Here is a 25,624-nt window from a genome sequence, read left to right as displayed (position 1 = left end):
AACACGGTTTATTTACGCCCTCTATATAATGAGTTGCGCCAACGTATTTTTTGGGGGGGCGTTCATGGCAACATTACTGGGGATGTCGATTTACGTATCATTCTTGGCATTTTGCTTTTTCGGGGCGCTTTTATATGCCTGCGGCTGGCTCCTTCTGAAGCTGCGGGGCCTGCGGGCGTTGAAAGATCCGACTTCGGTGCCCATTGGTGCCTTTGTCGGCACGATATCCACCGCATGGGCTTTGTCTCTCGGCTTCGTCGCGGCAGATGCATGGACACTCAATTCTCGAGCGGATCTCGCGACCAGCAACGAACGGTCTGCGATATTTCGAATGTTGGGGACTGCTCATCCCACGGTCCTGAACAATGAGAGACTTAAGAACGCAGTGGAAACCTATCGGAATCTGGTGGTGTCAGATGAATGGGGAGCCGACGACAATATCGTGCCTTCGCCCAAGGTGGAGAAGTCGCTTCTTGCCATTCGTTCCGTTGTCCAGACGGTGGCCAGCGACGGCACGCCCTCTCCGATCGTATCCCAGCTCATTCATGATTTTAACGAGCTTCAGAATGCGCGCAATGATCGCATCGCTATCGCTAATACGTCCATCGACCAATATAAATGGTATCTTGTACTGGCGCTGACATTCCTGACTATCGCCACTATTGCCTCGACCCATGCGGATCGGGTGCGGGCTGGGAGGCATGCCTTGCTACTTTATTCGGCAACGGCTTCGATCAGCTTGTGGATTCTTGCGATCCATGCCAATCCATATATCGGCACCGAAGAACTAAATCCCACGCTGTTGTTTTCAAGCCAGCGTAGCTGATCAGGCACGTTCTCGAGCGGTCATCACGATGAACGACCGCTGTTAACAAGCTGCATGTGGCAGTTTATAAGTAAGCGCGATCCAGTTCATGCTTAGTGCGGTCGAAGAGTTGGAGGTCCCTCCGTGAATAGTATCATAGCAGCCGCGATGCGCGCCCACTGCGCCGCTTAGCATCGTTATAATAGTCGGACGCCTGCTGCACGGAACGATGACGCGATTGGTCCATGGCTTCGGGGAGTGGAATGCCGCGATTGGCGGCTTCGGTGAGATAGCCAGAGCGGAGGCCGTGGGCTGAGAATTCTTTTGCATCGAGACCTGCCATTTGCGCGCGCTGTTTGACAATCTGGTTGATGGCGCTCGGTTCGAGCGCTCGCGCCGAAACATTGCCCCAGCGATCGACTTTTCGAAACACGCTGCCTTTGTCGATTTTTGCCGCTTCCAGCCAGCGGGTGAGAGCCTCGACAGGCCGCCCGGTCAGATAGACGATTTCATCGTGATCGGCACCACTGGTTTTGGTGCGACCGAGATGAATGCCGAGCGAGGGGAGGGGAGAGCCGTTCTCATCGGTGACCGGTGCCTGTTTGACCAGCTGTTCTACACGTAAGCCGGCGACTTCGCTACGCCGACGACCGCCCGAGGCAAAGGCCACCATCAGGATGGCCCGATCCCGCAGAGCCGTTAGATCCTCTCCGGAACAGGTTGCCAGCAGCTTGCCCAGAATATCGCCGGTAATCGCATGGGCACTCTTGCGGCTACGCGGCCGGTTCAGGGCGCGCACCGCAAGCCGGATTGCCGATTTGACGGCAGGCGATGAAAACGATCCTTCCAGACCGCGCCAGCGGGTCAGCGTCGACCAGTTGGCCAGACGCCGACGGACGGTGGCCGGCGCATGCGGCCCCGACACGCGCAGAAAGCCTTGTTGGCGCAATTCCTCTTCCACGTTGGCTGGCATGCCGTGATCGGGTTCGAGTTCACGTTGCTGCGGCCGCCACAAATGATGGGCGATGAATTTCAGCAACAGGGCTTCAGGTGTCGGGAAGGGGAGGGGGCTGCCGGTCGCAGCCAGCGACCAGGCTTCGAGATAGGCCAGATCCGAGGTCAGGGCACGGAGCGTGTTTTCGCCCATGCCTTCATTGACCAGATGGCGCAGTGTCTCGACATCCTCATCGGTCAAAATGCCTGCCAGCATGTCGCGGCGGTTCATCGGCAAAACGGCGGCAATCGTATCGAGTGTTTTGGCGCGGCGTTCGACGGCGGAAACGGGCACTGATGGCACGGGCAAAACTCCTTGATTGACCTGAAAGCGGCTTTCTGCGGCACAGCTTTTAAACCCTGACCTTTCACCGATTTGCGGCTTCAAATCAATCACCTACGATAACCCTTACTTATCGGAGGTCAAAAGCCCAACCCAGAAGCATCACCAGTGCCGGACATTAAATATTCCCTGGTGTCCGTTTGAGAACTTGTTTACCATAAATTCAATGCGTTACGAACTCGATCATTTGCCTCTGAAGACCTTGCTGTTGCCGCTGGCGCGTGCCAGTGCAGGATTGGCGCGTCTCGACGAGCGTCTTGCTCCTTCTTCGGTCGGCACGGGGCTGATCGAACGGCTCCATTTTGCCGATGCCTGCGCCTCGCTGTGGCTCGATGGCGAGCTGGTCGAGATGGAAGATCTCGTCCTGCATGAGGCAGCGCGCGATATCCGCTCACCCAGTCATGCGCTCACCATTGCCCGCGATGTGTTGCAGACAAGGCGTCGCATTACAGCGCAGCCGCCGGACTGGGCGCTGAGCCCGAACGGTCTGCGCAGCCTCCGAATTGGTGGGCAGGCGTGGCCTGCATCCTCTCCTGGGGATGGCATCCTCGCGGAGAGCGAAAACGCCGCGGTGCACGATGCGGCGGTCAGCTGGCGAGGCGGGGAGGGGAGAAAACATCGTTGGGGTGATAGGTTCGACCTGCCCGGCATCGATCTTGACGCCATCGACGCGGTGCTGGCACGGTCCGAAGACGTTCTCGCCAAAGCGAGACAGAAGCAGCGGTTTCCGAAACCCGAGGCCGACCCGCTGATCCGCGATCCCGACTGGGATGAGGACGAACGGCTCGACGAATGGCGGGCGGTGTTACGTTCAATCAGCGATTTGCCGCCGGTTTTGCAGGCCATCCTGGCACTCGATGCCTGGAACGAGCTCGCGGTGTTGCAGCGGGCGCCGTGGCTGGGCCGTCAGCTGGCAGCATCGCTGCTCCGGCGGGAAGGGCTGACGACTCAGGCGCATTTGTTAGCCTTCAGTATGGGCCTGAAAACCATCCGCGTCGAACGGCGGCGTCATCGTAATTTCGAAACCCGGATACTCGCCAATCTCGAGGGGCTGATGGCGGGTGTCGAGCTAGGGTTCAAGGAGCATGACCGGCTGCGGTGTTGTCACGTTAAGTTTCTCTGACCGGAAAGGCCCGTGGCTCGTAGATATTCAGGCGAAACAGGCCGCAATTTTCCATGCATCGAAAGCTTCGAGGCGATGGTAGCGAATTGTGTGTGCGGCTCGGCGACGAGATGGAACAGAGAAACAATTGCGGGTCGCTGAGTGCATGGAGACGAACCGTTGCAACGCTCCAGGCGACCGATGACCTTGCATGGTTCGCTCCCGTTTCCTAAACGGCAGATGGCTATTTTCGGCCCGATTATTGAGGCCCTTGTGCGACCAATGGTCAAGGCCGGGCGCCACTTCTGCCTTTGCTGCACCGTAGGAGCGGAGCTTATCGGTGATGATCCGTTTGGGAGCAAAGCCATAGCGCTTCATTAACGCCACGAGCAGTCGCTTTGCCGCCCTTTTATCACGCCGCTTCTGCAAGATTTCTTCGAGAACGGAGCCATGTTGATCCACCGCACGCCAGAGCCAGAATTTCTCTCCAGCGCATTTGACGACCACTTCGTCCAAATACCAAATATCGCCAGGGCGCGCCTGACGCCGCCGCAAGTTGCGTGTGATCTGGGGTCCGAACTTGGCGATCCAACGACGAACTGTCTCGTATGATACGTCAATTCCACGCTCAAGCAGCATTTCTTCAACTTCACGCAGACTAAGGTTGAACCGCAGATAAAGCCACACCGCATGAGCAATAATCTGTGGCGGAAAACGGTGACGCTTGAAGATGATATCTGATGTCTGCATCGCCAAAATTTACGCCCAAACCGTCAGGCAGGCAACTGTAGCCCAGTTAACGTGACAACACCTAACCAACACATGTTCCTCTCCTTCAATCTCGTAGATCGGATTGAGCCGCTTCGCCGGGATGGGGGCGAACGTTTTATGTATTAGGGGAATGACAATACGTGTTTTCAGCTCATCCAGTAGATCAGCCTGTACGTCGAGCACATAACCCCCGCCCGGATTGGGGTAAACGTCATATCTTGCCATTAGAATTGACGGTAACTTTCAAGAGGCAAGCCATTCGCTTCGACGTAAGCATTAGAGCTTTGTATAGCTGGACGATTTTCTTCTTTCCAAAGTGCTGACTTGGCGGCAGCGAGCGCCTGCGCAATTCCGCTCTCGGCCGCACGGGAAATATTTATTTTATGTCGGCGCGCTTCGGAAAGAAGCTCAATATCGATTGAGAGATTGGTTGCGCGCTTGAATGTCCGGGCAGATTCCTGTTGTGGCATAAGACATGCTCCTTTGGTAAGCAGAATATGCGCATATTTATGTGCATTCAACTAAAAACTGTATGGAACCTGAAGGCAGATAATGCTGCCGAACTGGTCGCATTTATGTGCATGGTCACGGTCTTACGATGTATAGCCCCGCGTTCCATTAAAGACGCTGGGTTGAGCGATACACGAACAACTGACACGATCCGGTCTCGAACGAGATATGCGAAACTCTGACTGGCAATCAGATGGCACGACCAGCAGCGGAGTGGGAACAGTTGTCTGAAAACTGGTTCCTGACGCTGCACCGCAACTTAATAGGAGGGAAACGGCTTGTAGCCTTTAATATTAACGACTGCGCAGAAGATGGTCTTCAGACAGGGAAATCGCAACCAAGTCCATCACGGCGCATATTGCTGGGACTTTGCGCAGATCGTTATGAACTGTAAGTCAAGTCTGTTTTCGAACCAAATGTTCCAGGCTATGTCGACGCTGCAATCGTCAGCACATGGTTTGAAAAGCAGGGTGAAGAAGTAGGCGATCATAGGGGCCACACAACATGGGGGCGCAATCAGGCGCAAACTTCATCGAAAGCTTAGTGCTGATGCGATCACAACCTAGATAGTTCTCTCCTTGTCGGGACGACTAAACGGTCGTGCTCTTACTGAGCACTCGACGGTCGTCGCTCAGTTTCAGGCTACGGCAGTAATTCGGACGCTGCGGTTCAATATGTGCCTTGCATGCTGAATAAACAAAACGAAGCTTTGAGGTTTTTTGCAATCCGAGCGCCGCCTTTGCTGTCAGTTCGGATTTTCCGAGACGACTCGAAGTTGCGCGCGCTATCTGGCGCGTCGTTTTCCATCGAATTGACACATGATGGAACTTTCTGGCAACTTCCCTGGAGATGCGGAGGGGGTTCTATGGCTGAGGAGATCGGATTGAAAAACGCGACGAGGGTCGGCAAAACACAGCAAACATCACGTGATAGTCGCTACCCTCGAGATGTCATCGGTATCATTGTCGATATGCAATCGGGCTTTTCGAAATCCAATCAGCGGATTGCGGCGGGCATCCTTGGAGAACCGCATCGCTTTGTCGAGCTGCCAATCGAAGAGTTGACCAATTGGCTCGATGTTTCTGCGCCGACGATTACCAGATTTGCGCGTACCGTCGGTTGCGAAGGGCTGAAGGATCTCAAACTGAAAATCATGGGCTCCGTTCGCGTCGGTCGTCGATATATGGAGCCGGATACTCCGCCGAACTCGGTAGGGGAAATAGCCGAGCGTGTCAGCCAGCGGGCGCAAAAGACCATTTCGGATATGCACCACGCGCTGGATCTCGATCGAGCCGAACAGATCATCAAAATCATCAGTCGATGCCATACGCTTTATGCTTTCGGCAGTGGCGGCGTGTCGTCATGGCTTATCGGTGAGTTACAAAACCGCTTTTTCAGGCTCGGTATCCGAGTTGTTCCGAGTGACGATCATACGATGCAATTGATGCTGGCTTCCACCGTGGAACGAGACGACGCATTGTTGTGTTGTTCGTTGACTGGCGACAACAGAGAGCTTGAGCGGGTGGTCACTGTTGCGCAAGGCTATGGCGCGAAAGCTATAGCCCTGTGTCCTTCGGATAGTCTCATAGCCAAGGCAGTCGATCTGCATCTCGCTGTCGATAATCCTCCCGACGAGGATATTCTGTCGCCAGCAACTATGCGTTACGCCTACCTCATGTGTATCGATGTCATTGCTTATGGAGTTGCCATCGAGCGGAACGAGACTGGTCGTGAAAAGATGCGGCGCATCAAGCAGCAGCTCGCCAATGTTCGGGGGAGTGATCGGACGCAGCCTTTGTGCGATTGATAGTCAATTGATTGATGAAATTTTACTTTTGGATCAAATTTTGCTTCTTTTATAAGCAACTAAGCGATTTCAGTCAAAAAATGACATAAAAATGAAAAAAATATTGGACAGAGAATAATTTTCACGCATACTGGCACCATAAATAAGAATTGAAATGCCAAGATGACAATCAACGCCTGAGGGGCGTTGATTATAGTTTTCTCTTTAGGGTTCGTATTGTTCGAATTCTTGCAATCAAAAATAAATAAAATGGGGAACTGGCATGAATAATGCGCTGGATCGATACTTGCTGTCTAGAAGACAGGTATTGGCGGGCATGGCTGGCTTTACGGCCACAGGAATGCTTGGCAAACGGGCGATGGCGGCACCGTCCACGGCCATGGCATTCATCGGTTGGCAGTACCAGCCGCAGATTGTCGCTGAAAATGTAGAGACCTTCAAAAAGCTCTATGATGAAAATGTCGCGTATGAGCTGGTGACCGGCGATTATCATCCCGTCGTAGAGACCAAGCTGACCGGCGGACAGCATATGGATATGCTTTACTCAGAGGAAAACTATATCGCTCGCTGGCATGCTGCTGAATGGATCCGCGATCTAGATTCATTGCCGGGTGTGGCCGATATCAAGGCTGGCATGTTTCCTGTGAGTGTGCAGTCATTATCCTTGCCGAATGGTGGCCCATTGTGCGGTTTGCCCTATTATGCGGGATACAATACTTTTCTCTATAATGAGGAGCACTTATCCAAAGCAAAGGCGGATGTGCCCAAGACCTGGGATGAAGTGCTGGAGCTAAGCCGGAAGCTCAAAACCGATGGTATCAGCGATGCTCCCTTCCATGGCATGTGGCAGCAGCAATGGTCCGATCTGTCGTGGAACATCTTTGCGTGCTGGTATTCCGAAGGGGCCAAGATCTTTGATGAGAAGGGCGACTTCGTCGATGAGCCGGCACTTCGAAAAGTGCTGGAATTTTTCCAGACGGTCTACAAGGAAAAGCTCGTTGTGGAAGACATCATGACACTGCCGGGTGAAGGTGTGCCGAGCTATGCTTCCGGCCGTCATACATTCATGGTGGTGCATGACTACAACCACAAGGTCGTCAACGATCCGGCCGTTTCCAAGATCGCAGGTAAAGTGCGCAATGCACTAATGCCAGGTGCTACCCAATCGACCATGGCATGGACCGCGGCCTATCTGATGGGCGCGCAGCCCGTTGACGACCAGCGCGTTTGGGATCTGTTGCAGTTTTTTGGTGGTAAGGCCTCGGATGGCCAGTACCATGTCATCAAGCGTTGGGCGCTCGAGTTCGGTCTGGGTTCTGCTTATCGCGAAGTGATGGCTGACCCGGATATCGTCGCGAGCTTTTCCAAGTGGCGCGACCTCGACATCTCGGCCAAGCAACTCGGCATGGCAACCTCACGCGCCATCGGCAAGGCGATCTGGTTCCCGGAGTGGGATATGTTCATGATGCAGCAGCTCCAGGAATATATCCGTTCAGGCAGTTCGACTGATGCCTTTGTTTCCGCGCTTGCCGCGAAAGCTTCTGAGCTGAAGGCCCAGTATCAATAAGGCTGTTGGCTGGAAGCGCTCCGGCCACCGCCGTCTATCCCTTTCCGTTTCCCAGTCTGGTGGTGACTGCTTTTGGCTGTTTCGCCGGGCGAAGAGTGTGAGGTCGTGATGACACTTACGATAGACAGTCGCTCAGCGCATATACCCACGAAAGACCGGCGCCAACTATTCCGGCTTCCGGCATTTGCCTATGTTTCGGTGACACCAACACTTTTCCTGATGATCCTTATCGTCGGAATTCCGCTCCTCTACAGTTTCTATCTCTCATTTGTAAGTGTGAACCCCATTACCAAGAAGTGGGTGTTTGTCGGTTTAGGCATGGAATAGCCCCTTAATTGCCCGGACAGTTTCTGCCACTTAAATAAGTGATAGGACTACTGTTCACATTATGACTGGTAATAGCATTAAGATGGAAATTCTTTCCGGCCCTGAGCGGCGTCGACGCTGGAGTACCGCGGAGAAACTTGCGATTGTCCACGAAACCTACGAGGCGGACGCAACGGTCAGTCTGGTCGCCCGTCGTCATGGCATTGCGCCTAACCAGCTGTTCGCGTGGCGCAAGCTTGCGTCACAGGGTGCATTGGTCGCAACGGCAGCCGAAGAGGAGGTTGTCCCTGCCTCGGAATACCGGGCGCTTCAGGCTCAGGTGAAGGAATTACAGCGCCTGCTGGGCAAGAAGACGATGGAAGGGGAAATTCTCAAGGAGGCCCTCGAAATCGCCAGCGGCCCAAAAAAACGCATGCTGCACTCAATCTCGCTGCCGAAGGACGTTTTGCGATGAAAGCGGTATGCGAGACGCTAGGTGTTGCCCGGTCGAATATCGCGGCGCGAGCCACAGGCACCCTTTCCAGAGCCCGAGGGAGACCTCCGCTTCCCGACGCTGATCTGGTTGCTCAGATCAAGGCGATCATTGAAGAAATGTCGACCTATGGCTATCGGCGCGTTCATGCCGTTCTGCGGCGCAAGGCCCGTGAACAGGGGCGTTCATGGCCGAACGCCAAACGTGTTTACCGCGTGATGAAGCAGCATGATCTGCTCCTTCAGCGCCATACCGGAGCTGCCGGTGAACGCAGACACGACGGGCAAGTCACCGTCGAGCGCTCCAATACCAGATGGTGCTCCGATGGCTTCGAGATCACGTGCGACAACAAGGAAAAGGTCCGCGTTGCATTTGCGCTCGACTGCTGTGATCGGGAAGCAATCGCTCATGTGGCCACGACAGAAGGCATCAAGAGCGAAGATGTGCAGGATCTTGTCATCACGGCGGTAGAAAACCGCTTCGGGCGCATCAATACGCTGGCAGAGCCCATCCAGTGGCTTACCGACAATGGTTCATGCTTCATTGCGAAAAGCACCGCGTCCTTGCTCCGGGATATCGGTATGGAACAGTGCAGAACACCAGTGCGCAGCCCGCAGTCAAATGGAATGGCTGAGGCTTTCGTCAAAACATTCAAGCGCGATTATGTCCGGATAAATCCGACGCCGGACGCCGAAACTGTCATGGCTCAACTGCCATCATGGTTCGAGCACTACAACAATCTTCACCCGCACAAGGCTTTAGGATATCAATCTCCACGAGAGTTCCTGAGCCGAAATGCTCAATTCTGAAAATGTCCGGTTTTTATGGGGCAACTCCAAGGCAATTACACTCGCATCTTCTCCAACGGTGACTTCTGGGCGGCATTGGGGCGAACGCTTTATTTCTCGGTTTTGTCCGTCGCGGGGACGACGGTTGTCGGAACTGCCATGGCATTGGTGCTGAACAGGCACTTTTCGGGCCGGGGATTTCTGCGCAGTGTCGTCCTCATTCCCTGGGCAATGGCTCCGGTAACCATCGGTGTATTGTGGTCTTTCGTCTACGCAGGCAACTTCGGTCTGCTGAACGGTTTACTGAATGACATCGGTATGGGGCATTTGGCACGTCCCTGGTTTGGCGACGGCTTTCGAGCGCTCAATCTCGTTACGTTGACCCAGATATGGAACCAAGCGCCATTGATGACGCTCATGCTCCTCTCAAGCCTGCAATCCATGCCCTCCAACCTGCATCGCGCAGCTGAGCTTGATGGGGCCGGGCCGGTAACGCGCTTCATGGCGATCACCCTGCCATGGCTGAAATCCACGTTGTTATTTGCGATGATCGTTGCCACCATCAATGCGCTGATGACTTTCGATATTATCTGGATCATGACCCGAGGCGGTCCGGGTGCGGCAACCACGACGCTATCCTGGCTTGGCTATCTTCAGTCGTTTCAATTCCTGAAATTCGGAGAAGGGGCAGCACTTCTATATTTGCTGATGATGCTTAGCCTTTTGCTTGCACTGGTCTATTTCGCTTTCCTGTCTCCCAAAAAACAGAAACAACCATCACAGGACGCCATGACCGAGGTCTTATCGTCAGCGCCGCGTACCAGAGCATTCATGGTAATCTTGCCTGCTTTCTCAAGACGTCGCCTTGTCCAACCGCAGACGGCGAAGCGTTTGACCACGATCGGCTTTTATACTGCCGTTATCACAGTCTTCCTGTGGTCCTTCCTCCCGGTTGCCATGCTTGTTCTCATCAGTCTGTCACCAACAACGGATCTCATACGAACACCACCGTCCATGATACCTTCGGCATTGACGCTCGATAACTACCGGGCTGTTCTGATGCCAAGTGGTGGTACGACAAGTGTGCAGGCGGCACGCGTACCTTTATCGTTGCTCAACAGCTTTGGTATCGGCGTCGTCGTCTCGGTTATCAATGTGGCTCTGGGAACTCTCGCCGGTTATGGATTTGCCCGTTATGCCTCGCATAGGTTCTTTTCGGTGAGTTTGTGGGCGCTTCTCATAACGCGCATGGTTCCGGCGCTCACTCTCGTCCTGCCGTTTTTTGTGCTGTTTCGCATATTGGGCCTCATTGATACACATCTGGGGCTTGTGATCGCATATTCAACGATCCTGATGCCGCTTTCCGCTTGGATGATGAAGACCAGCTTCGAAAATGTACCGCTCAGTCTGGAGCGGGCGGCACTGATCGACGGATGCACACCGTTCGAGATGTTCCGCAAGGTGCTGATACCTGTCGTAAAGCCGGGAATTATCGCGGCACTGATATTCTGCTTTCTGGTTTCGTGGAATGAATTTCTCTTCGCAATGATCCTGACATCCACGCCGAAAACTCAGACTATCCCAGTGGTTATCGCCGGGTTTCTCAGCCAGGCTAGGTTCAATGAATATGGCCCGCTATTCGCGGCGAGCGTGCTGGCGATTATTCCTCCGGTGGCAATCGCCTTCTTCTTTCAAAAATATCTCGTTCAGGGTGCGCTTTCAGGCGCGGTCAAGGGCTGAAAGGAAACTCTTATGGCATCAATTCAGATCGCAGGCCTGAACAAACAATATGGTGCGTTAAACATCCTGAAAAACCTCGATCTTTCGATCGATGATGGCGAATTCATCTCATTTCTCGGGCCGTCGGGTTGCGGAAAGTCAACGTTGCTTTTCTGTATAGCGGGGCTGGAGGAGATCAGCGAGGGATCGATCCGCTTTGACGGTCAGGAGATGTCGGATCTGTCGCCCAGAGATCGCAATATCGCGCTCGTCTTTCAGGATTATGCGCTCTATCCGCATATGAGTGTTCGCGACAATATTGCATTTCCGCTGCGCCGACAGAAAGTCGATGAAGCGACAATCAATCGGCAGATTGGCTGGGCCAGCGAAGTTTTGGGTATTGAAGCTTTGCTTGACCGGCTCCCGGCTGCGCTTTCCGGCGGTCAGAGACAGCGCGTCGCTGTGGGGCGGGCCATTGTCCGCAATCCTTCCGTTCTCTTGATGGACGAACCCCTGTCCAACCTTGATGCCTCTCTGCGCGTGCGCATGCGGACGGAAATCCGGCGCTTGCAGAAGGAGCTTGGGATCACGGTCATTTTCGTAACCCACGATCAGGAGGAGGCGATGGTTCTGTCTGATCGTATTGCGGTGATGAAGGATGGTGTGCTGCAACAGTTTGCACGTCCCATGGAGGTTTATTCCAGTCCCGCCAACCAGTTTGTCGCCGGGTTCATCGGTAGTCCGCAGATGAATTTTCTTCCTGCGGAATTGTGTGGCGGGTCCAAGGGTGAAATCATCGGCGTTCGTCCCCACGATCTTAAGCCCGTACCAAGGGCGGCAGGCGGGCTGAATTTGTCCGGGGATCTGGTTCTCGTCGAACCAGCCGGGCCCTACCAATTTCTCGATGTCGCAATCGGGGACCACGCGGTGCGTGCCACCTGTACCGATGCCAGCGGTTTGTCTCCTGGATCGAGAATTATCCTCAACGCGAGCGCGGAAGCAGTGCGTTTCTTTTCGAGCGACAGCGGCGCGCGCATCAATCAGCAATTAAAGGAACCGGAAAGCAGAATTCATGTCGTATGATCTGGTATTGAAGAATGGCCGGGTAATCGATCCCTCGCAAGCCATTGACCGTGTGACGGATGTGGCCTTCAAGGATGGCAGGGTTGCCGCGGTTGGAGAGGGACTGACAGGCACAAAAATGCGCGATGTTTCGGGCCTGATCGTGACCCCAGGTCTGATCGATCTGCACACCCACGTGTATTGGGGTGGCACTTCGCTCGGGGTGGACCCCGATCTGTTCGCTCGCAAGAGCGCGGTGTCTACATGTGTCGATACCGGCAGCGCCGGACCCGGCAATTTCCCGGGCTTTCGCAAACATGTCATCGAACGCAGCACGGCGCGTGTATTGGTTTATCTGCATATATCCTTTGCGGGTATCTATGGTTTTGCCAAGAACATCATGCTGGGTGAAAGCCATGACATTCGCCTTCTGGCCGCGCGCGAGGCAGTCGAAGTCATCAATGAAAACCGGGATGTGATCGTCGGTGTGAAGGTTCGCATCGGACGTCATGCATCTGGTCCCGCCGGTATTCAGCCGCTTGATGTGGCGCTTCAGGTGGCCGATGAAACCGGCCTTCCGCTAATGGCGCATATCGACGAGCCACCGCCTTCCTATGAAGCGGTCGTATCGCGTCTTCGCAAGGGCGATGTACTCACGCATTGTTTCCGTCCGTTTCCCAATGCACCGATCGATGGCAAGGGCAATATCAAACCGGAAGTTCTGGCAGCGCGTGAACGAGGGGTTATCTTCGATATCGGTCACGGCATGGGTTCATTCGCCTGGAAAACCGCTCGGGCCATGATGGGGCAGGGCTTTATGCCCGATACGATTTCGTCCGACGTGCATGCGCTGTGCATCACCGGGCCGGCCTATGATCAGGTGACGACATTGTCCAAGTTTCTGGCGCTCGGCATGCCGATCAGCGACGTTATCGCAGCATCGACGATCAATCCGGCGCTTGCTGTCCAACGGCCTGAGCTCGGGACTTTGAAACCAGGTGCTGTAGGAGACGCCAGTGTTCTCGACCTGCGTGCCGGCACGTTCCCGCTTGAGGATGTGCGTGGTGAAGTGGTGACGGCATCACAGCGCTTGTTCGCTGCCGGTCTCGTCATTGGCGGGCGTGAAATGGATATGGACAGCCAATCGTTCGCAAACGCAGCAGAATGAATGGGAGGGAAGATCATGGATGGTGGTTACACATCCGCTAAAATCGGAAATTTTATCGCAGGCGGTTGGGAGACAGAGCCCGAAACCATGCCAGCGATCAATCCGGCGACTGGCAAGCAGATAGCGCTGTTGCCGAAATCGACGGTTGCGACTGTCGACAGGGCGGTGATGGCAGCCAAGACGGCTTCTTCTTCCTGGGCATCGACGCCGATATTTGAAAGAGCGGCTCTTTGCGTGAAAATCGGATCGGCGATTGATGCGTCAAGGGAAAAGCTCGCACGTATCTTGTCCGGGGAACAGGGTAAACCGCTCTCTGAGGCGATGGGAGAAGTCGGCAAGGCTGCAGACGGTTTTCGTCTAGCATCCGAACTTGTCAAACAGATGGGGGGAGAAACTCTGCCCACTGAGGACCCGACCAAGCTGGCAATGACAATTCGCCAGGCACGTGGCGTCTATGGTGTGATCACACCATGGAATTTTCCCGTCAACATTCCGGTCGAGTATCTCGCGCCGGGTATAGCGACGGGCAATGTCATAGTCTGGGTTCCTGCACCTTCAACGTCCTTGATCGCCTGTGCTCTGATGGAAGTCATCGAACAGGCGGGGCTGCCTGACGGTGTTATCAATCTGGTGATCGGTGAGGGCGCTACCGTGGGTGATGCCGTTGTTGTGCATCCCGATGTCGCGGCAATCGGTTTCACGGGAAGTGCTGCGACGGGCAAGCGCATCGCCGAACGTGGAGCAGGCAAACCACTTCTCCTGGAACTCGGCGGAAACGGGCCGGTTATCGTCTTTGAGGATGCCGATATCGAGGCTGCTGCTTCTTCTGCCGCTGGTGGGGCTTTCTTTAACGCGGGGCAGGTTTGTGCCGCGACTGGGCGCGTACTCGTCCATGAAACCGTGGCCGATGCGCTCTGTGAAAAGCTTGTCCAGCATGCCGAGCGCCATGTGCTAGGCGATCCTTTTCAGCAAGGCACGACGATGGGGCCGCTCAACAATGCCAAGGTTGCGGTCAAGGTGAAAGAACATGTCGATGATGCGGTGGCGAGTGGTGCAACATTGCTTTGTGGAGGCAAGGCGCGTCCCGATCTGGGGAGTGACCTGTATTTTGAGCCAACTGTCATTGCCGGTGTAACGCGCGATATGCGGATCAATCGCGAGGAAACATTCGGACCTGTCGTTCCAGTGCTGACGTTCCGAAATGACAGCGAGGCTCTCGAACTTGCTCTAGACAGCGAATATGGACTGTCGGTGGGCGTATTTACCAAGGACATGCAACGCGGTCTGTCGGTTGCTAAAGCTATTCCGGCAGGCATTGTGAACATCAACTCCGGCAGCACCTATTGGGAAATCCATCTGCCTTTCGGCGGTGGTACGAACACCAAGAGCGGTATCGGGCGCCTTGGTGGGCTGCATACGATGGAGGCCATGACGGAACTCAAGATGATTACGATCACTCTGGATCGCAGGTAGGAGCGATAGGATGGAATCTGTATCGAGAAAGGACGAACGGCTGGTCAATTTCGCGCTGTCTGCGGACGAAGAGGCGAGAATGATTGCGGCGCTTGTTGATGAACTCATACCGGGCGATGCAATCTGGCCGTCGGCTTCTGCGGCAGGCGTCCACGGGATTATTGCTCTGCGGTTGTTTTCATCATGGGACACTGCAGCTCTTGAAAAATTTGCCGATTTGATTGGCTGGCTCAATGGCAGCCTATCGAGCGACGAACCAATGCAGCGGACTGAAGCGGTTGCTGCGTTCGAAGTTCGTGATCCCGATCTTTTTGACAAAATTTACATCGCAACCGTGCTTGCCTATTACGAGACGCCGTTTGTCGTATCGGTTATCCAGCAAAGCGGCAGACCTTATTCCATCCGTCCTCATCTATCTGGCTATCCGATGGAGCCGTTTGACTTCAGCAAGGATATCCCCACTCACAATCGCGGTCATTATCTCGCGACGGACGCTGTCGTGCCTGTCGATATTTCCGAACTGGCGCTTGAAACGCAGAAAACTGAAAACTGGGGAGTTGCACGATGACCGCGGATCGGACTTGCGACGTTTTGATTATCGGTGCCGGTGCAACCGGCTCTCTCGCGGCACTGGTACTGGCACACGCCGGACTTGATGTGGTTTGCCTTGAGCAGGGCTCCTGGGTTGAGGCTGAAGATCACCCGCATCTTCATTCGGATTGGTCCTGGCAGCGGCGCACTAATTGGAGCCCGGATGTCAATAAGAGGTCCCATCCGGACGATTTTCCGGTCAACTCGGATTCCTCGCAAATACTGATGTGGAACGGAGTTGGTGGATCGACGAATGTGTATGGCGCCATCTGGCCGCGATACCGTCCATCCGATTTTCGAAAAGGGACGGAACATGGGTTACAACCCGATTGGCCGATTTCCTATGAAGACCTGGCGCCCTTCTACGAAGCGGCGGATAAATTGGTTGGTGTCTCCGGGTTGGCGGGTGATCCGGCTATGCCTGATCGGGAGCCCTGCCCAACCCGTCCCATGCCGGTGTCGAAAGTGGCCAAACGACTCTCTTCCGGTTTCGACAACCTCGATTGGCATTGGTGGCCGGTAGAAGCAGGAGCCATCACCGAGGATTATGACGGGCGTCCAGCCTGTAACAATTGTGGTGTCTGCAACGGTTGTCCGCGCGGCTCAATGAGCAAGTACTCCATGTCGATCTGGCCCAAGGCACTTGATGCCGGCTGCGAGTTGCGTATCCACGCGCGCGTGCTGCGTATCGAAAAGGATAGTGACGGACGGGCGACCGGCGCGCTTTATGTCGACCGCAATACCGGTTTGAAGCGATTCCAAAAGGCTCGCTTGGTTATCGTTGCCGCCAATGGAATCGGAACGCCGCGCCTTCTGCTTGCTTCCGACAATCTGGCGAACAGCAACGATCAGGTTGGCCGTTATCTCTTACACCATACGCTTGTCGCTTGTGAAATGTGGGTGAATGAGCCGGTTGATGGCCAGACTGGCTATGTCGCGTCGCTGATTTCACGCCAGTTTGCGGAAACCGATCCGTCACGTGGTTTCGTTAATGGCTTCAATTTCAACTGTATCACGTCTTCGCCATCCGCGGGAGAACTGGCCGCAGGCTGGTTTACTTCTGCGCGAGCTCCTTGGGGTAAAAACCATCACAGTTGGTTCCAGAAGCATTTTGGTCATTCGATCGGGGTTTTTGCCATCGGTGACGATCTGCCAAATCCCGAGAACCGGGTGACACTCGATCCGGAATTGACCGATTCCGATGGAGTGCCAGCCGCCCGCACCCATTATGCACCGGGCGAAAATGACAAGCGCATGATGAACTATATGCTTGATCGCCTGGAAGATCTGGCAAAGGCATGTGGTGCGTTTGAGTATCGCTTGCATGATTATCGTGACAAGAATGGCGTCTATCGGACACCTGCCTGGCATATGATCGGCACATGTCGCATGGGAAGCGATCCCGAAACGTCGGTTGTTAATAAATGGAACCAGACCTGGGAAGTCCCAAATCTGTTCATCGTTGACGGAAGCGTGCTAGCAACCGGTGGTGTCGTCAATCCCACGCCGACGATATCGGCCTTGGCGCTGCGGGCCGCTGAATATATCAGGGATAATTTCGCGACCCTTACCACGACGGAAAAAACATCCATCGCGGCATGAAACCCTTACCCTGCCGACAACGATCTGTCGGCAGGGTAGCAAACAGCCGATTTCTGCCAGAGGATTTGAGAATGCTACAGGTTCCGCCGGCTCAGCCGGGAATGAGAGAGGCGGATATCGATACGCCCGCGCTGATCATCGATCTCGACAAAATGGAAGACAATCTGGATCGTATGGCAACCTATTGCGCGTCGTCAGGTATTCGATTGAGGGCGCATGCAAAAACACACAAGTCACCGGTCATTGCGCACTGGCAGATGGCGCGCGGCGCTGTCGGTCAATGCGTTCAGAAAACCGGTGAAGCGGAAGTGCTCGCATGGGGCGGTGTTTCCGACATTCTGGTGTCGAACGAGGTCGTAAGCGAACGTAAGCTTGCGCGCCTGCTGGCTTTATCTGGCATGAGCGATGTTGCGGTTTGCGCCGACAATGAATCAGTCGTCAATTTGGTCGAGAAAGTTGCGGCTGACAGCGGCAAACGTTTCAGGGTTCTGGTTGAGATCAATGTCGGCGGAATGCGCTGCGGAATTGCTCCGGGCGAACGGGCGGCGGAGCTTGCCGCAGCAATCGCGAACAGCAAACATCTCATATTCGGTGGACTGCAGTCCTATCATGGCGCAGCTCAGCATTTTCGCAGCGAAGAAGAGCGCTTTGAGGCCATAAGACAGGCGGTTGAGAAGACCGAAGCGACGATCACGGCAATACGAAAGCGCGGACTTTCATGCGACATCGTCGGGGGTGGCGGTACCGGCACCTTCCGATATGAGGCGGCAAGCCAAGTCTATACAGAATTACAGGCTGGCTCCTATCTGTTCATGGATGCCGACTACAGCCGCAACGATCCCATGCCGCCTTTCAGCCAGTCGCTTTTTGTCTTGAGTACCGTCATGAGCGCTCCGCGTCCAGATCTGGCTGTGCTGGATTGCGGCCATAAGGGCATTGCGGTCGATAGCGGCCTGCCGCTGGTTTACGGTCACCGCAACGTCACCTATGCCGGTGCATCCGATGAACACGGTGCACTCATAGTTCATGCGGATGGAGAGCGACTGCAGATCGGCGAAAAGCTTCGTTTGGTGCCGGGACATTGCGATCCGACAGTGGATCGTTACGATTGGTATGTCGGTGTACGAAAAGGGCGCGTCGAATGCGTGTTCCCAGTCGCCGCGCGGGGAATGATGCAATGAATATTAAACGTAGCAGTCTGGCTAACCAAAACCGACTCGCATCGATCGCGTTGCAGTGCACGCAATGTGCAGCAAGAGTGGCGGCCTCGCTCGTTTATCGCTGCGATAAGTGCGAAGGCATTCTAGAAGTTCAGCACCTCGAAGAAAAAAGCGGTTATTGGGCAACAAGTGATTTCGTGGATGAGGAGGTAACGCTGGGTGAGGGAAACACGCCTCTGCGTCGTGTTCCGGAGACTTTGCTGCACGAAGCCTTTTGTGGAAGGCTCTATATCAAGGATGAAACCGGCAATCCATCCGGCTCATTCAAAGATAGACTGGTCGCCGCAGCGATTAGCAAGGCGATGTCATTCGGTGCCCGCGGCATCGTTTGCGCATCCAGCGGCAATGCGGGTGCAGCGGCGGCCCGTTATGCCGCGCACCTGGGATTGCCCGCAGTCATTGTCTGTCCTGAACTGACACCGGAGGGAAAACTCACGCAGATAATGGCCTATGGTGCTCGTCTGGAAAAAATTCCCGGACACTATGGCAACTCTTTTGCCCACGCTTTGGATATTTGTCGCAAGACGGGCTTTGTCAATGTCACAACCACTTATCTCAATCCCTATGGTGTTGATGCGCTGCGTCTGGTGGGACAGGAGATTTATAACGCACTGGGTGACGATGTACCGGATTGGGTCAGCGTACCAACCAGTTCCGGGCCGTTGGTGAAAGGAGTTTTTACCGGGTTTAAGGATGCAGCCGGATGCCTGCCCAGGCTTGTTGCTGCGCAGGCGTTGGGCTGTGCGCCTATTGCGCGTGCCTTTGCAGCGGGTGAAATGAATGTTGAGCCTTGGGAACAACCGAAAACTGTCGCGTCGGGGATATCCGATCCATTGCAATTCTACCCTCAGGAAGGAAGTCATACGCTTTCGCTTGTTCGCGCGACTGGGGGGATGGCAATAGGTGTTGAGGACGAATTTATCCTTGAAGCGATGAAAGATCTCGCGCGAACAACCGGAATATTCTGCGAGCCAACTGGGGCAACTTCGCTTGCTGCGGTGCGCAGACTATTTGCCCAAGGGCATATCGCGCGCGATGCGGTTGTCGTTTGCATCGTAACCGGTCATGGCTTCAAGGACTTTGCAGCATGGAAATTTTGATAGAATTTTCAAGGTAACATCAAGTGCAACGTGACGTCACCCTATCATGTAATCGCGTGAGAATTAAGTGCAGCGCCGGCCCAGCTTCAACAGAGATGGACCGGCGCCCAGGGCTGCTTAGTAATCGGTGATCTTTTTCATGTAGCGGCGACCATCCAGCATGACCTGCTCACGCTTCGCAGCCAGTTTGTAGGCAAATTTCCAAAGCGCATCGAAGAAAATCAACGGCACGAAATATTCCTTGAAAGTGTCATCTATGTCAGCGAGATCGAGTTTCGCTGCATCCAGCACCAACATATTGTCCGGCTCGCCGAAACGGTACAGGAAATCCCGGCCACGCTCCGCCAGCGCACGCGTTTCATCGAGCCCAATCATGACGACGAAGCAGGCATTTTTATCGACGACTTCGAAGGGGCCATGGAAAAACTCATTGGCGTGGATAGCTTGCGAGTTGATCCACAGCATTTCCATGAGCACGCAGATGGAGAATGAATAGGCTGCGCCATAAACCGGACCGCTAGCCATGGTGTACACGACTTTTTCGCGGCCATAGCGCTCTGCATATCTGGTAAAGGTTTCATCAAAATGCTGCTGACCGCGTTCAATGGCCGGTTGCAGTGCCGGCAGGCTTTCCAGGAGTTTGGGCAGCAGGCTGGTCTTTTCGCGTAAATCGACAATGCCCGCCAGCAACATGTAAAGCACGCTGTAATTGCTGTCGGCGCCATCAATCGGAATGCCGGTGGTGTAGGACGCCTGGTATTGCAGCACGTGGTCGGCGGCGGCGGCGAGCGGCGATTGCGGATCCAGCGTCAGGGAGATCACGCAGGCGCCCCGGCGACGGGCATGTTCTGCCGCCCGCACCGTTTCGTTGGTGGTGCCCGTCTGGGAGCACAGAATGACAATGGCGTCGCTGTTGAGGCGACGCGGGTCGCGTGTGACGAACTCGTCGCCATTATAGACATCAGAGGTCAGCAGTCCCGAATGGCGATCCAGAAAATACTTGCCCGGATGCATGATTGACAGCGATCCGCCGCAGGCAACCAGAAACACATGCGAAAAATCCCGCTGCGCAAGCGCACTCAAGGTTTCAGCAATATCGATAGGAAGTTGTTTGGGCATTCTATTCCTCTTTTCAGCGTCTTGAAGAGCCTGGCTGCGCCGATCGGCAGCCGTTCCGGTCCAGTGCAACATTTCCCGGTACCAATCCCGCGATACGTTGACAGTTCTACTTTAGTGTGCGAACGTTCTCACATCTTGTCAATTGGGAAAATAAGAATGATCAAAATCGCGGCGATGGGCGACAATGTCGTCGATTGTTACATTTCGCGTCGGGAAATGTTTCCGGGCGGTAACTGTGTCAATGTCGCTATCCATATGAGCCGTTTTGGGGCCGAGGCGGCCTATATCGGCGTGGTTGCCGCGGATGCGGCCGGAAGGGTCATTCAGACCGCACTGCGCGACGAGGGGGTCGATACTTCGCATCTGCGTATGGAGGCCACAGGCAAGACGGCCTATTGCATCATTGGTCATCGCGGCAATAATGATCGCTATTTCATCCGCTTTGATCTCGGAGTGTCGATGTTTGAGCCGAGCGCTGCCGATATTCAGTTTGCGCGCCGGTTCGATGCCGTCCATATCGGTCAGTCGAGTGGCCTTGACGGCTGGCTGGATGCTATTGCGCCGCAACGCCTGTCCTATGATTTCTCCATCCGTCGCGACGTGGAACACTATCGACGCATCGGCCCGAAATGCTTTCTGGCCGCTGTTTCGGGCGGTGAGCTTTCGCCGGACGAGGTTACGGCGACCATTGGCTGCCTGCGCGAGAGCGGCGCGGATTGGGTGCTGGTCACCCGCGGCACCAAGGGCGCAGTTCTTGCCGGTGCGCAAGGGGTTTTCCATGCCGAAGCAACGCCGATTGTGGCGGTTGACACGTTAGGCGCTGGCGACAGTTTCATCGCCCGCACCCTTTATGGCCTGGTGAAGGGCGAGGCGCCCGCAACATTGCTACAGGCGGCGTCACGCGTTGCTGCGGCGACATGTGGCCAATATGGCGGTACAGGTCATGCCGCGCCGATTGATCTCGGCGAGCCTATAGCCGAGTTGCAGGATTGAGTCGGCTGCGCATGTCTTTTTGAGGTTAAGGCCGGCCAGATCAACCGGGATGGTGGGCGAGCGAACAGCGCGGCTGCCATTCGGCATGCAGCACAATATCCTGCTGCGCCCGATCGGCGCTATCGAGCCGCTCCAGGACTAGACGCGCCGCGGCTTCGCCAACTTCGAGCAGTGGCTGCCGGATTGCCGTCAGTTTAGGGGTAAAGAACGACATCCAGTCCAGATCGTCGAAGCAGACCACGGACAGTTGCTGCGGAATGGAAATATCGAGTTCGCTGATCGCCAGCATGGCGCCGGCTGACATCAATCCATCGGTGGTAAACAGCGCTGAAGGCGGGTTTTCCCGGGTCAGCAACGCGATGGCGTGCTGGCGGGCAATATCGATCGAATAGCTGCCCACCTGGGCAACGAGACTCGGATCAAAGGCGATCCCGGCTTCCTCATGCGCTTCGATATAGCCGAGCAGACGTTGCCAGCTCGGATAAAGCGATGAAATATCGATTTTCTTGTGCTGGCGGTCGTGAAGAAATGCGTTGAGATTCTTGTAGCGGCCATGCTCGAGTTCCGCCAGTACGCCAATGCGACTATGGCCGTCGAGAATCATTTGGGTCACTGCGGCGTGGGCGGCCTGGCGGCCATTGACGGTCACCGAATCTGCCTTCAATCCCTTGACGCGGCGATCGATCTGGACCACCGGACAGCCGCTGGCAACGACATCGTGCAAGTGCTGCGCCTTGAGAATATCACAGGGCGCAATGATGATGCCGTCGGCCTGCTTTTCGCGCAGAAGATCCACTGCCTCCAGCTCACGATCGATCGATTCATCGCTGTTGGTGACGATCAGGCCAAAGCCGCGCGCACGAACCACATCGGAAATACCGCGCAGAATACTGGCGTAAAACGGGCTTTGCATGTCGCCCGCGACAACGCCTATGGTCTTGCTGCGCCCGGTGATAAGACTGCGTGCCAGCAGATTGGGGCGATAGCCCAGCGTATCAGCGGATTTCTTCACCTTGTCGCGGATTTCTTCGCTGGTATAGCCATAGCCGCCCAATACCCGTCCGGCGGTCGCGGTGCTGACGCCGGCCAGGCGCGCCACATCGGCAATGGTCGTCTTGTCGGCGCGTCGTTCACTCATGTCTGCGCGTTCCTTCCAAGCAGTTGCACGCTGCTCAATACCTGTACCGTTTCATAGGCGAAGTTGGGCCTGATCTCAACTTTCAACTTGACGGATGCGATCAATCAATGGCTATATTGTGAGAACGTTCGCATATCATTATCAGCAACGCAAGTAGAAGACGAGCCTCGCACGGGGATAAAACTCCAATCAAAAGGGGAGATAAATGACCAATCGTCGCAAAACCGCATCCCGGCGCATGATGGTAGCGCTGGCGGCGCTGGCCACGGCCGCCGGCATCACCTCGCTGCATGCCGCACCGATCAAGGCACTACAGGACGCTGTGCCGGAGAATTACAGGAAGGGCGTCAAGATTGCTGCCTTCAATGACTGGCCACCGGACGAGTTTGTCGAAGACGGCGTCCTGAAAGGCTGGAGCATCGATATGGCCAAAGCCATGTCGGAACGCATTGGCGTGCCATTCGAATTTACCGCAACCAGTTTCGACGCCATCATTCCGGGCCTGGCCAGCAAGCGTTTTGACGCCGGATTTTCTTCCTTCGGTGTGACGCCGGAACGGCTTGATTCGCTTGATTTCATTCCTCAGCGCAAGGAAGGCACCGCCTATGCCTTCTTGAAAGGCAAGGACTTTTCCATCAAGTCGGAAAAAGATCTGTGCGGCCATAGCGTTGCAGTGATGACCGGTGCCTGGGACTACCAATATCTGAAGGAAAAGAGCGCGGAATTGTGCGAATCCGCCGGTGAGAAGCCGATTAACCTGCAGCAATTCACGACCCAGAACGCCGCCGAACTGGCTGTGTCCTCGGGGCGTGTTGAGATGGTGGCGGCCGGATCGGCGAAAATGCACTATATGGCCAAGATTACCGGGCGCTTCAGCGTATCTGAACTGGTCAGCAATCCGGTCTTCAACGGCATTGGCGTGCGCAAGGGTGATGCGCTCGGGCCAGTTTTCCGCGATACCATCCAGTCCATGATCGATGACGGCTCCTACAAGGAAATCATGGCAAGGTGGGGCGTTGATGGGGCCGGCACCCTGGAAAAGGCGGTTCTGGTTACTAAGGACAATTCGGAGCCAAAATAATCAGGGCCGATTGAAGGAGAACGCCCGTCAGCCGGCGGCGGTGCGAATACAGCCGCGGTCCATCACGCAAGGGCCGGCCCGGAACACGGGCCGGCAGGTTTGGTGAGTTCGAATACGAATTTCGCTAAACACGATACGGTAGTCTGGAGTAAATCATGGCAAGAACAGCAAAGACGGTCGCGCATCGGCCGGATATACATAGTGTCAAACCGATACCCGTGCGCCATCCGTCTCGATGGATCACCGGCGCCGTGCTCATTCTGATCGCATTGAGTTTTGTCAATATGCTGGCGACCAATGAGAACCTGCAATGGAACATTGTTGTGCGCTACATGTTTCATCCCGACATTCTCGCTGGCTTGGCGCGCACGCTGTTCCTGACTTTTGCCGCAATGATCTTCGGTTTTGCAATCGGCATCATACTGGCCGTGATGCGCCTGTCGGCCAATCCGGTGCTGCAATGGGCAAGCTGGCTGTGGATATGGTTCTTTCGGGGCGTTCCGCCTTTGGTCCAGCTGATTTTCTGGTACAATCTGGCGCTTCTGGTTCCCAATCTGACCATTGGCATTCCGTTCGGGCCGACCTTGTGGTCTTGGGACATGAACACGCTGATCACGCCGATGAGTGCAGCACTGCTTGGCCTGTCCTTTACAGAAAGCGCCTATGCCGCCGAAACCATCCGCGCTGGCATCCAGGCGATCAATCCAGGCCAGACCGAGGCCGCCGCGACACTTGGCATGACGCGGTTTCAGATCATGAAGCGCATCGTGCTGCCGCAGGCAATCCGCATTATCATTCCGCCGATCGGCAATGACACCATTTCAATGCTGAAATTCACGTCGCTGGTCAGCGTGCTTGCCTTGCCCGATCTGCTCTATTCGGCGCAAATGATTTATTCGCGCACTTATCAGACCATTCCGCTGCTGATCGTGGCTACGATCTGGTATCTCATCCTGTCAACCGCCCTGACCATCATCGAACACCATATCGAGAACCGCCTGAAATTCCGGCAGATCACCCGTTCCGCGCCATTCCTGTCCAGACTGCTGCCCTTCAAATTTGCGCTTGGATATCAAAAATGAATGAAACGTCCGCGATCTTGCCACTGCTGCAGGTGGAAAGACTGACCAAATCTTTTGGCAATCACCGGGTGCTCGACGGCATCGACATGACGGTGGAAAAGGGGGACGTGACCTGCATTGTCGGCCCATCCGGCTCCGGCAAAAGCACATTGTTGCGCTGCCTGAACTATCTCGAAGTGCCGGATTCCGGCGCCGTGTTGCTGGAAGGCGAGCCGATCGGCATGCGTTGGCAAGGGGAGCGGCTCTATACGATGTCCTTCAACGAACTGGCACGCCAGCGCCAGAAAATGGGCATGGTGTTCCAGGGCTTCCATCTCTTCCCCCATAAGACCGTGGTGGAAAACATCATTGAGGCGCCTATGATCGTACGCAAGATAGGTCGCCAGTCGGCCACCGCTGCGGCGATGAAGCTGCTGGAAAAAGTCGGCCTTACCGAGCGCGCCAATTATTATCCCGACCAGCTCTCCGGTGGGCAGCAGCAACGCGTGGCGATTGCCCGTTCATTGGCGATGCAGCCTCGGCTGATGCTTTTTGATGAACCCACATCAGCTCTTGATCCGGAACTGGTCGGTGAGGTTCTGGCGGTGATGCGCCAGTTGGCCGAAGATGGCGTGACCATGATTGTCGTCACGCATGAAATGAACTTTGCCCGCGAAGTCGCCGACCATCTGATTTTCATGGATGGTGGCGTGATTGTTGAATCCGGCCCGCCCAAGAAGGTGATGGGCAATCCACAACATCCGCGTACCAAAAGTTTTCTGACGCGCGTGGCCTGACAGGAACGAATGATG

At 55.1% G+C, this 25,624-nt stretch carries 23 protein-coding genes; 17 read left to right on the top strand and 6 right to left on the bottom strand.

The window, feature by feature from the left end; genetic code table 11:
* Nucleotides 1-64 precede the first annotated feature (64 nt).
* On the top strand, nucleotides 65-826 hold the full coding sequence (locus tag WIX40_RS21210) for a bestrophin-like domain (RefSeq protein WP_109366593.1): 762 nt from the start codon (nucleotides 65-67) through the stop codon (nucleotides 824-826).
* A gap of 133 nt (nucleotides 827-959) precedes the next feature.
* Here WIX40_RS21210 and WIX40_RS21205 read toward each other — a convergent pair whose 3' ends face one another.
* Nucleotides 960-2,030 (bottom strand): site-specific integrase, encoded by a 1,071-nt coding sequence (locus tag WIX40_RS21205; protein WP_339442390.1) that lies wholly within the window; start codon nucleotides 2,028-2,030, stop codon nucleotides 960-962.
* A 277-nt stretch (nucleotides 2,031-2,307) separates the two neighbouring features.
* Here WIX40_RS21205 and WIX40_RS21200 point away from each other — a divergent pair, with 277 nt between their 5' ends.
* A complete protein-coding gene (locus tag WIX40_RS21200; RefSeq protein WP_339441995.1) occupies nucleotides 2,308-3,264 on the top strand; it encodes an RHE_PE00001 family protein in 957 nt (318 codons plus the stop codon).
* A gap of 27 nt (nucleotides 3,265-3,291) precedes the next feature.
* On the opposite strand, the gene WIX40_RS21195 is transcribed toward WIX40_RS21200, so the two are convergent.
* Genes WIX40_RS21195 through WIX40_RS21185 form a run of 3 tightly spaced genes read right to left on the bottom strand, consistent with a single transcriptional unit; the run spans nucleotide 3,292 to nucleotide 4,484 of the window.
* Nucleotides 3,292-3,993 carry an IS6 family transposase gene (locus WIX40_RS21195; protein ID WP_055661736.1) on the bottom strand — a complete coding sequence of 234 codons (702 nt, stop codon included), beginning with the start codon at nucleotides 3,991-3,993 and terminating at the stop codon, nucleotides 3,292-3,294.
* Nucleotides 3,994-4,002: 9 nt separating this feature from the next.
* The gene (locus WIX40_RS21190) at nucleotides 4,003-4,239 is read right to left on the bottom strand and encodes a CcdB family protein (RefSeq protein WP_339441994.1); all 237 of its coding nucleotides are present in this window, start codon (nucleotides 4,237-4,239) and stop codon (nucleotides 4,003-4,005) included.
* The gene (locus tag WIX40_RS21185; RefSeq protein ID WP_025090415.1) at nucleotides 4,239-4,484 is read right to left on the bottom strand and encodes a type II toxin-antitoxin system CcdA family antitoxin; all 246 of its coding nucleotides are present in this window, start codon (nucleotides 4,482-4,484) and stop codon (nucleotides 4,239-4,241) included. The genes WIX40_RS21190 and WIX40_RS21185 overlap by 1 nt, the downstream gene beginning before the upstream one ends.
* A gap of 725 nt (nucleotides 4,485-5,209) precedes the next feature.
* Between WIX40_RS21185 and WIX40_RS21180 the strand changes: the two genes are divergently transcribed.
* From WIX40_RS21180 to WIX40_RS21130, 11 genes are all read left to right on the top strand, one after another.
* Entirely contained in the window at nucleotides 5,210-6,331 is a 1,122-nt protein-coding gene (locus WIX40_RS21180; protein WP_339441991.1) for a MurR/RpiR family transcriptional regulator, read from the top strand.
* A 262-nt stretch (nucleotides 6,332-6,593) separates the two neighbouring features.
* On the top strand, nucleotides 6,594-7,898 hold the full coding sequence (locus WIX40_RS21175) for an ABC transporter substrate-binding protein (RefSeq protein ID WP_339441989.1): 1,305 nt from the start codon (nucleotides 6,594-6,596) through the stop codon (nucleotides 7,896-7,898).
* A gap of 388 nt (nucleotides 7,899-8,286) precedes the next feature.
* Nucleotides 8,287-9,506, top strand: a protein-coding gene (locus WIX40_RS21170) for an IS3 family transposase (protein ID WP_339441987.1) whose coding sequence is annotated in 2 segments (ribosomal slippage) — nucleotides 8,287-8,623 and nucleotides 8,623-9,506 — 1,221 coding nt in all. Because the reading frame shifts where the segments join, the coding sequence is not laid out codon by codon here.
* 15 nt (nucleotides 9,507-9,521) lie between these two features.
* A complete protein-coding gene (locus tag WIX40_RS21165; RefSeq protein ID WP_339441986.1) occupies nucleotides 9,522-11,225 on the top strand; it encodes an ABC transporter permease in 1,704 nt (567 codons plus the stop codon).
* A 12-nt stretch (nucleotides 11,226-11,237) separates the two neighbouring features.
* On the top strand, nucleotides 11,238-12,287 hold the full coding sequence (locus WIX40_RS21160) for an ABC transporter ATP-binding protein (protein WP_138787095.1): 1,050 nt from the start codon (nucleotides 11,238-11,240) through the stop codon (nucleotides 12,285-12,287).
* The gene (locus tag WIX40_RS21155) at nucleotides 12,277-13,434 is read left to right on the top strand and encodes an amidohydrolase/deacetylase family metallohydrolase (protein WP_138787096.1); all 1,158 of its coding nucleotides are present in this window, start codon (nucleotides 12,277-12,279) and stop codon (nucleotides 13,432-13,434) included. The genes WIX40_RS21160 and WIX40_RS21155 overlap by 11 nt, the downstream gene beginning before the upstream one ends.
* A 15-nt stretch (nucleotides 13,435-13,449) precedes the next feature.
* Nucleotides 13,450-14,907, top strand: coding sequence for an aldehyde dehydrogenase family protein (locus WIX40_RS21150; protein WP_339441983.1), 1,458 nt, complete (start codon nucleotides 13,450-13,452; stop codon nucleotides 14,905-14,907).
* A gap of 79 nt (nucleotides 14,908-14,986) precedes the next feature.
* Complete coding sequence (locus tag WIX40_RS21145) at nucleotides 14,987-15,475, top strand: gluconate 2-dehydrogenase subunit 3 family protein (protein WP_371834161.1); 489 nt, start codon at nucleotides 14,987-14,989, stop codon at nucleotides 15,473-15,475.
* The gene (locus WIX40_RS21140) at nucleotides 15,472-17,100 is read left to right on the top strand and encodes a GMC family oxidoreductase (RefSeq protein ID WP_138787098.1); all 1,629 of its coding nucleotides are present in this window, start codon (nucleotides 15,472-15,474) and stop codon (nucleotides 17,098-17,100) included. Before WIX40_RS21145 ends, WIX40_RS21140 begins: the two co-directional genes overlap by 4 nt.
* 71 nt (nucleotides 17,101-17,171) lie before the next feature.
* On the top strand, nucleotides 17,172-18,281 hold the full coding sequence (locus WIX40_RS21135; protein ID WP_339441977.1) for a DSD1 family PLP-dependent enzyme: 1,110 nt from the start codon (nucleotides 17,172-17,174) through the stop codon (nucleotides 18,279-18,281).
* A complete protein-coding gene (locus WIX40_RS21130) occupies nucleotides 18,278-19,420 on the top strand; it encodes a pyridoxal-phosphate dependent enzyme (RefSeq protein WP_339441975.1) in 1,143 nt (380 codons plus the stop codon). Before WIX40_RS21135 ends, WIX40_RS21130 begins: the two co-directional genes overlap by 4 nt.
* Before the next feature lie 117 nt (nucleotides 19,421-19,537).
* Here the strand turns inward: WIX40_RS21130 and WIX40_RS21125 are convergent, their stop codons facing one another.
* On the bottom strand, nucleotides 19,538-20,539 hold the full coding sequence (locus tag WIX40_RS21125; RefSeq protein WP_339441974.1) for an SIS domain-containing protein: 1,002 nt from the start codon (nucleotides 20,537-20,539) through the stop codon (nucleotides 19,538-19,540).
* Here WIX40_RS21125 and WIX40_RS21120 point away from each other — a divergent pair.
* Nucleotides 20,471-21,532 carry a PfkB family carbohydrate kinase gene (locus WIX40_RS21120; protein WP_339441973.1) on the top strand — a complete coding sequence of 354 codons (1,062 nt, stop codon included), beginning with the start codon at nucleotides 20,471-20,473 and terminating at the stop codon, nucleotides 21,530-21,532. The genes WIX40_RS21125 and WIX40_RS21120 overlap by 69 nt on opposite strands.
* Before the next feature lie 40 nt (nucleotides 21,533-21,572).
* Here the strand turns inward: WIX40_RS21120 and WIX40_RS21115 are convergent, their stop codons facing one another.
* Nucleotides 21,573-22,670 carry a LacI family DNA-binding transcriptional regulator gene (locus tag WIX40_RS21115; RefSeq protein ID WP_109365697.1) on the bottom strand — a complete coding sequence of 366 codons (1,098 nt, stop codon included), beginning with the start codon at nucleotides 22,668-22,670 and terminating at the stop codon, nucleotides 21,573-21,575.
* Between the two features lie 205 nt (nucleotides 22,671-22,875).
* Here WIX40_RS21115 and WIX40_RS21110 point away from each other — a divergent pair, with 205 nt between their 5' ends.
* The 3 genes from WIX40_RS21110 (at nucleotide 22,876) to WIX40_RS21100 (ending at nucleotide 25,609) form a co-directional block, all read left to right on the top strand.
* Nucleotides 22,876-23,751: a transporter substrate-binding domain-containing protein gene (locus tag WIX40_RS21110; RefSeq protein ID WP_339441971.1), complete on the top strand. Its 876-nt coding sequence runs from the start codon at nucleotides 22,876-22,878 to the stop codon at nucleotides 23,749-23,751.
* Nucleotides 23,752-23,906: 155 nt separating this feature from the next.
* On the top strand, nucleotides 23,907-24,833 hold the full coding sequence (locus tag WIX40_RS21105) for an amino acid ABC transporter permease (RefSeq protein WP_339441969.1): 927 nt from the start codon (nucleotides 23,907-23,909) through the stop codon (nucleotides 24,831-24,833).
* Nucleotides 24,830-25,609 (top strand): amino acid ABC transporter ATP-binding protein, encoded by a 780-nt coding sequence (locus WIX40_RS21100; RefSeq protein WP_339441967.1) that lies wholly within the window; start codon nucleotides 24,830-24,832, stop codon nucleotides 25,607-25,609. Before WIX40_RS21105 ends, WIX40_RS21100 begins: the two co-directional genes overlap by 4 nt.
* The last annotated feature ends 15 nt before the right edge of the window (nucleotides 25,610-25,624 follow it).

The organism is Ochrobactrum teleogrylli (genome assembly GCF_037482325.1).
Lineage (GTDB): Bacteria > Pseudomonadota > Alphaproteobacteria > Rhizobiales > Rhizobiaceae > Brucella > Brucella teleogrylli.
This window is presented reverse-complemented; position numbering and strand designations above follow the sequence as displayed.

Coding starts and splice junctions, on each gene's coding strand:
- WIX40_RS21195 (WP_055661736.1), bottom strand. CDS start 3,993: ATGCAGACATCAGATATCATCTTCAAGCGTCACCGTTTTCCGCCACAG.
- WIX40_RS21135 (WP_339441977.1), top strand. CDS start 17,172: ATGCTACAGGTTCCGCCGGCTCAGCCGGGAATGAGAGAGGCGGATATC.
- WIX40_RS21190 (WP_339441994.1), bottom strand. CDS start 4,239: ATGGCAAGATATGACGTTTACCCCAATCCGGGCGGGGGTTATGTGCTC.
- WIX40_RS21115 (WP_109365697.1), bottom strand. CDS start 22,670: ATGAGTGAACGACGCGCCGACAAGACGACCATTGCCGATGTGGCGCGC.
- WIX40_RS21155 (WP_138787096.1), top strand. CDS start 12,277: ATGTCGTATGATCTGGTATTGAAGAATGGCCGGGTAATCGATCCCTCG.
- WIX40_RS21150 (WP_339441983.1), top strand. CDS start 13,450: ATGGATGGTGGTTACACATCCGCTAAAATCGGAAATTTTATCGCAGGC.
- WIX40_RS21110 (WP_339441971.1), top strand. CDS start 22,876: ATGACCAATCGTCGCAAAACCGCATCCCGGCGCATGATGGTAGCGCTG.
- WIX40_RS21165 (WP_339441986.1), top strand. CDS start 9,522: ATGGGGCAACTCCAAGGCAATTACACTCGCATCTTCTCCAACGGTGAC.
- WIX40_RS21205 (WP_339442390.1), bottom strand. CDS start 2,030: ATGAACCGCCGCGACATGCTGGCAGGCATTTTGACCGATGAGGATGTC.
- WIX40_RS21160 (WP_138787095.1), top strand. CDS start 11,238: ATGGCATCAATTCAGATCGCAGGCCTGAACAAACAATATGGTGCGTTA.
- WIX40_RS21175 (WP_339441989.1), top strand. CDS start 6,594: ATGAATAATGCGCTGGATCGATACTTGCTGTCTAGAAGACAGGTATTG.
- WIX40_RS21210 (WP_109366593.1), top strand. CDS start 65: ATGGCAACATTACTGGGGATGTCGATTTACGTATCATTCTTGGCATTT.
- WIX40_RS21100 (WP_339441967.1), top strand. CDS start 24,830: ATGAATGAAACGTCCGCGATCTTGCCACTGCTGCAGGTGGAAAGACTG.
- WIX40_RS21120 (WP_339441973.1), top strand. CDS start 20,471: ATGCGAAAAATCCCGCTGCGCAAGCGCACTCAAGGTTTCAGCAATATC.
- WIX40_RS21180 (WP_339441991.1), top strand. CDS start 5,210: ATGCTGAATAAACAAAACGAAGCTTTGAGGTTTTTTGCAATCCGAGCG.
- WIX40_RS21125 (WP_339441974.1), bottom strand. CDS start 20,539: ATGCCCAAACAACTTCCTATCGATATTGCTGAAACCTTGAGTGCGCTT.
- WIX40_RS21130 (WP_339441975.1), top strand. CDS start 18,278: ATGAATATTAAACGTAGCAGTCTGGCTAACCAAAACCGACTCGCATCG.
- WIX40_RS21105 (WP_339441969.1), top strand. CDS start 23,907: ATGGCAAGAACAGCAAAGACGGTCGCGCATCGGCCGGATATACATAGT.
- WIX40_RS21200 (WP_339441995.1), top strand. CDS start 2,308: ATGCGTTACGAACTCGATCATTTGCCTCTGAAGACCTTGCTGTTGCCG.
- WIX40_RS21140 (WP_138787098.1), top strand. CDS start 15,472: ATGACCGCGGATCGGACTTGCGACGTTTTGATTATCGGTGCCGGTGCA.
- WIX40_RS21185 (WP_025090415.1), bottom strand. CDS start 4,484: ATGCCACAACAGGAATCTGCCCGGACATTCAAGCGCGCAACCAATCTC.
- WIX40_RS21145 (WP_371834161.1), top strand. CDS start 14,987: ATGATTGCGGCGCTTGTTGATGAACTCATACCGGGCGATGCAATCTGG.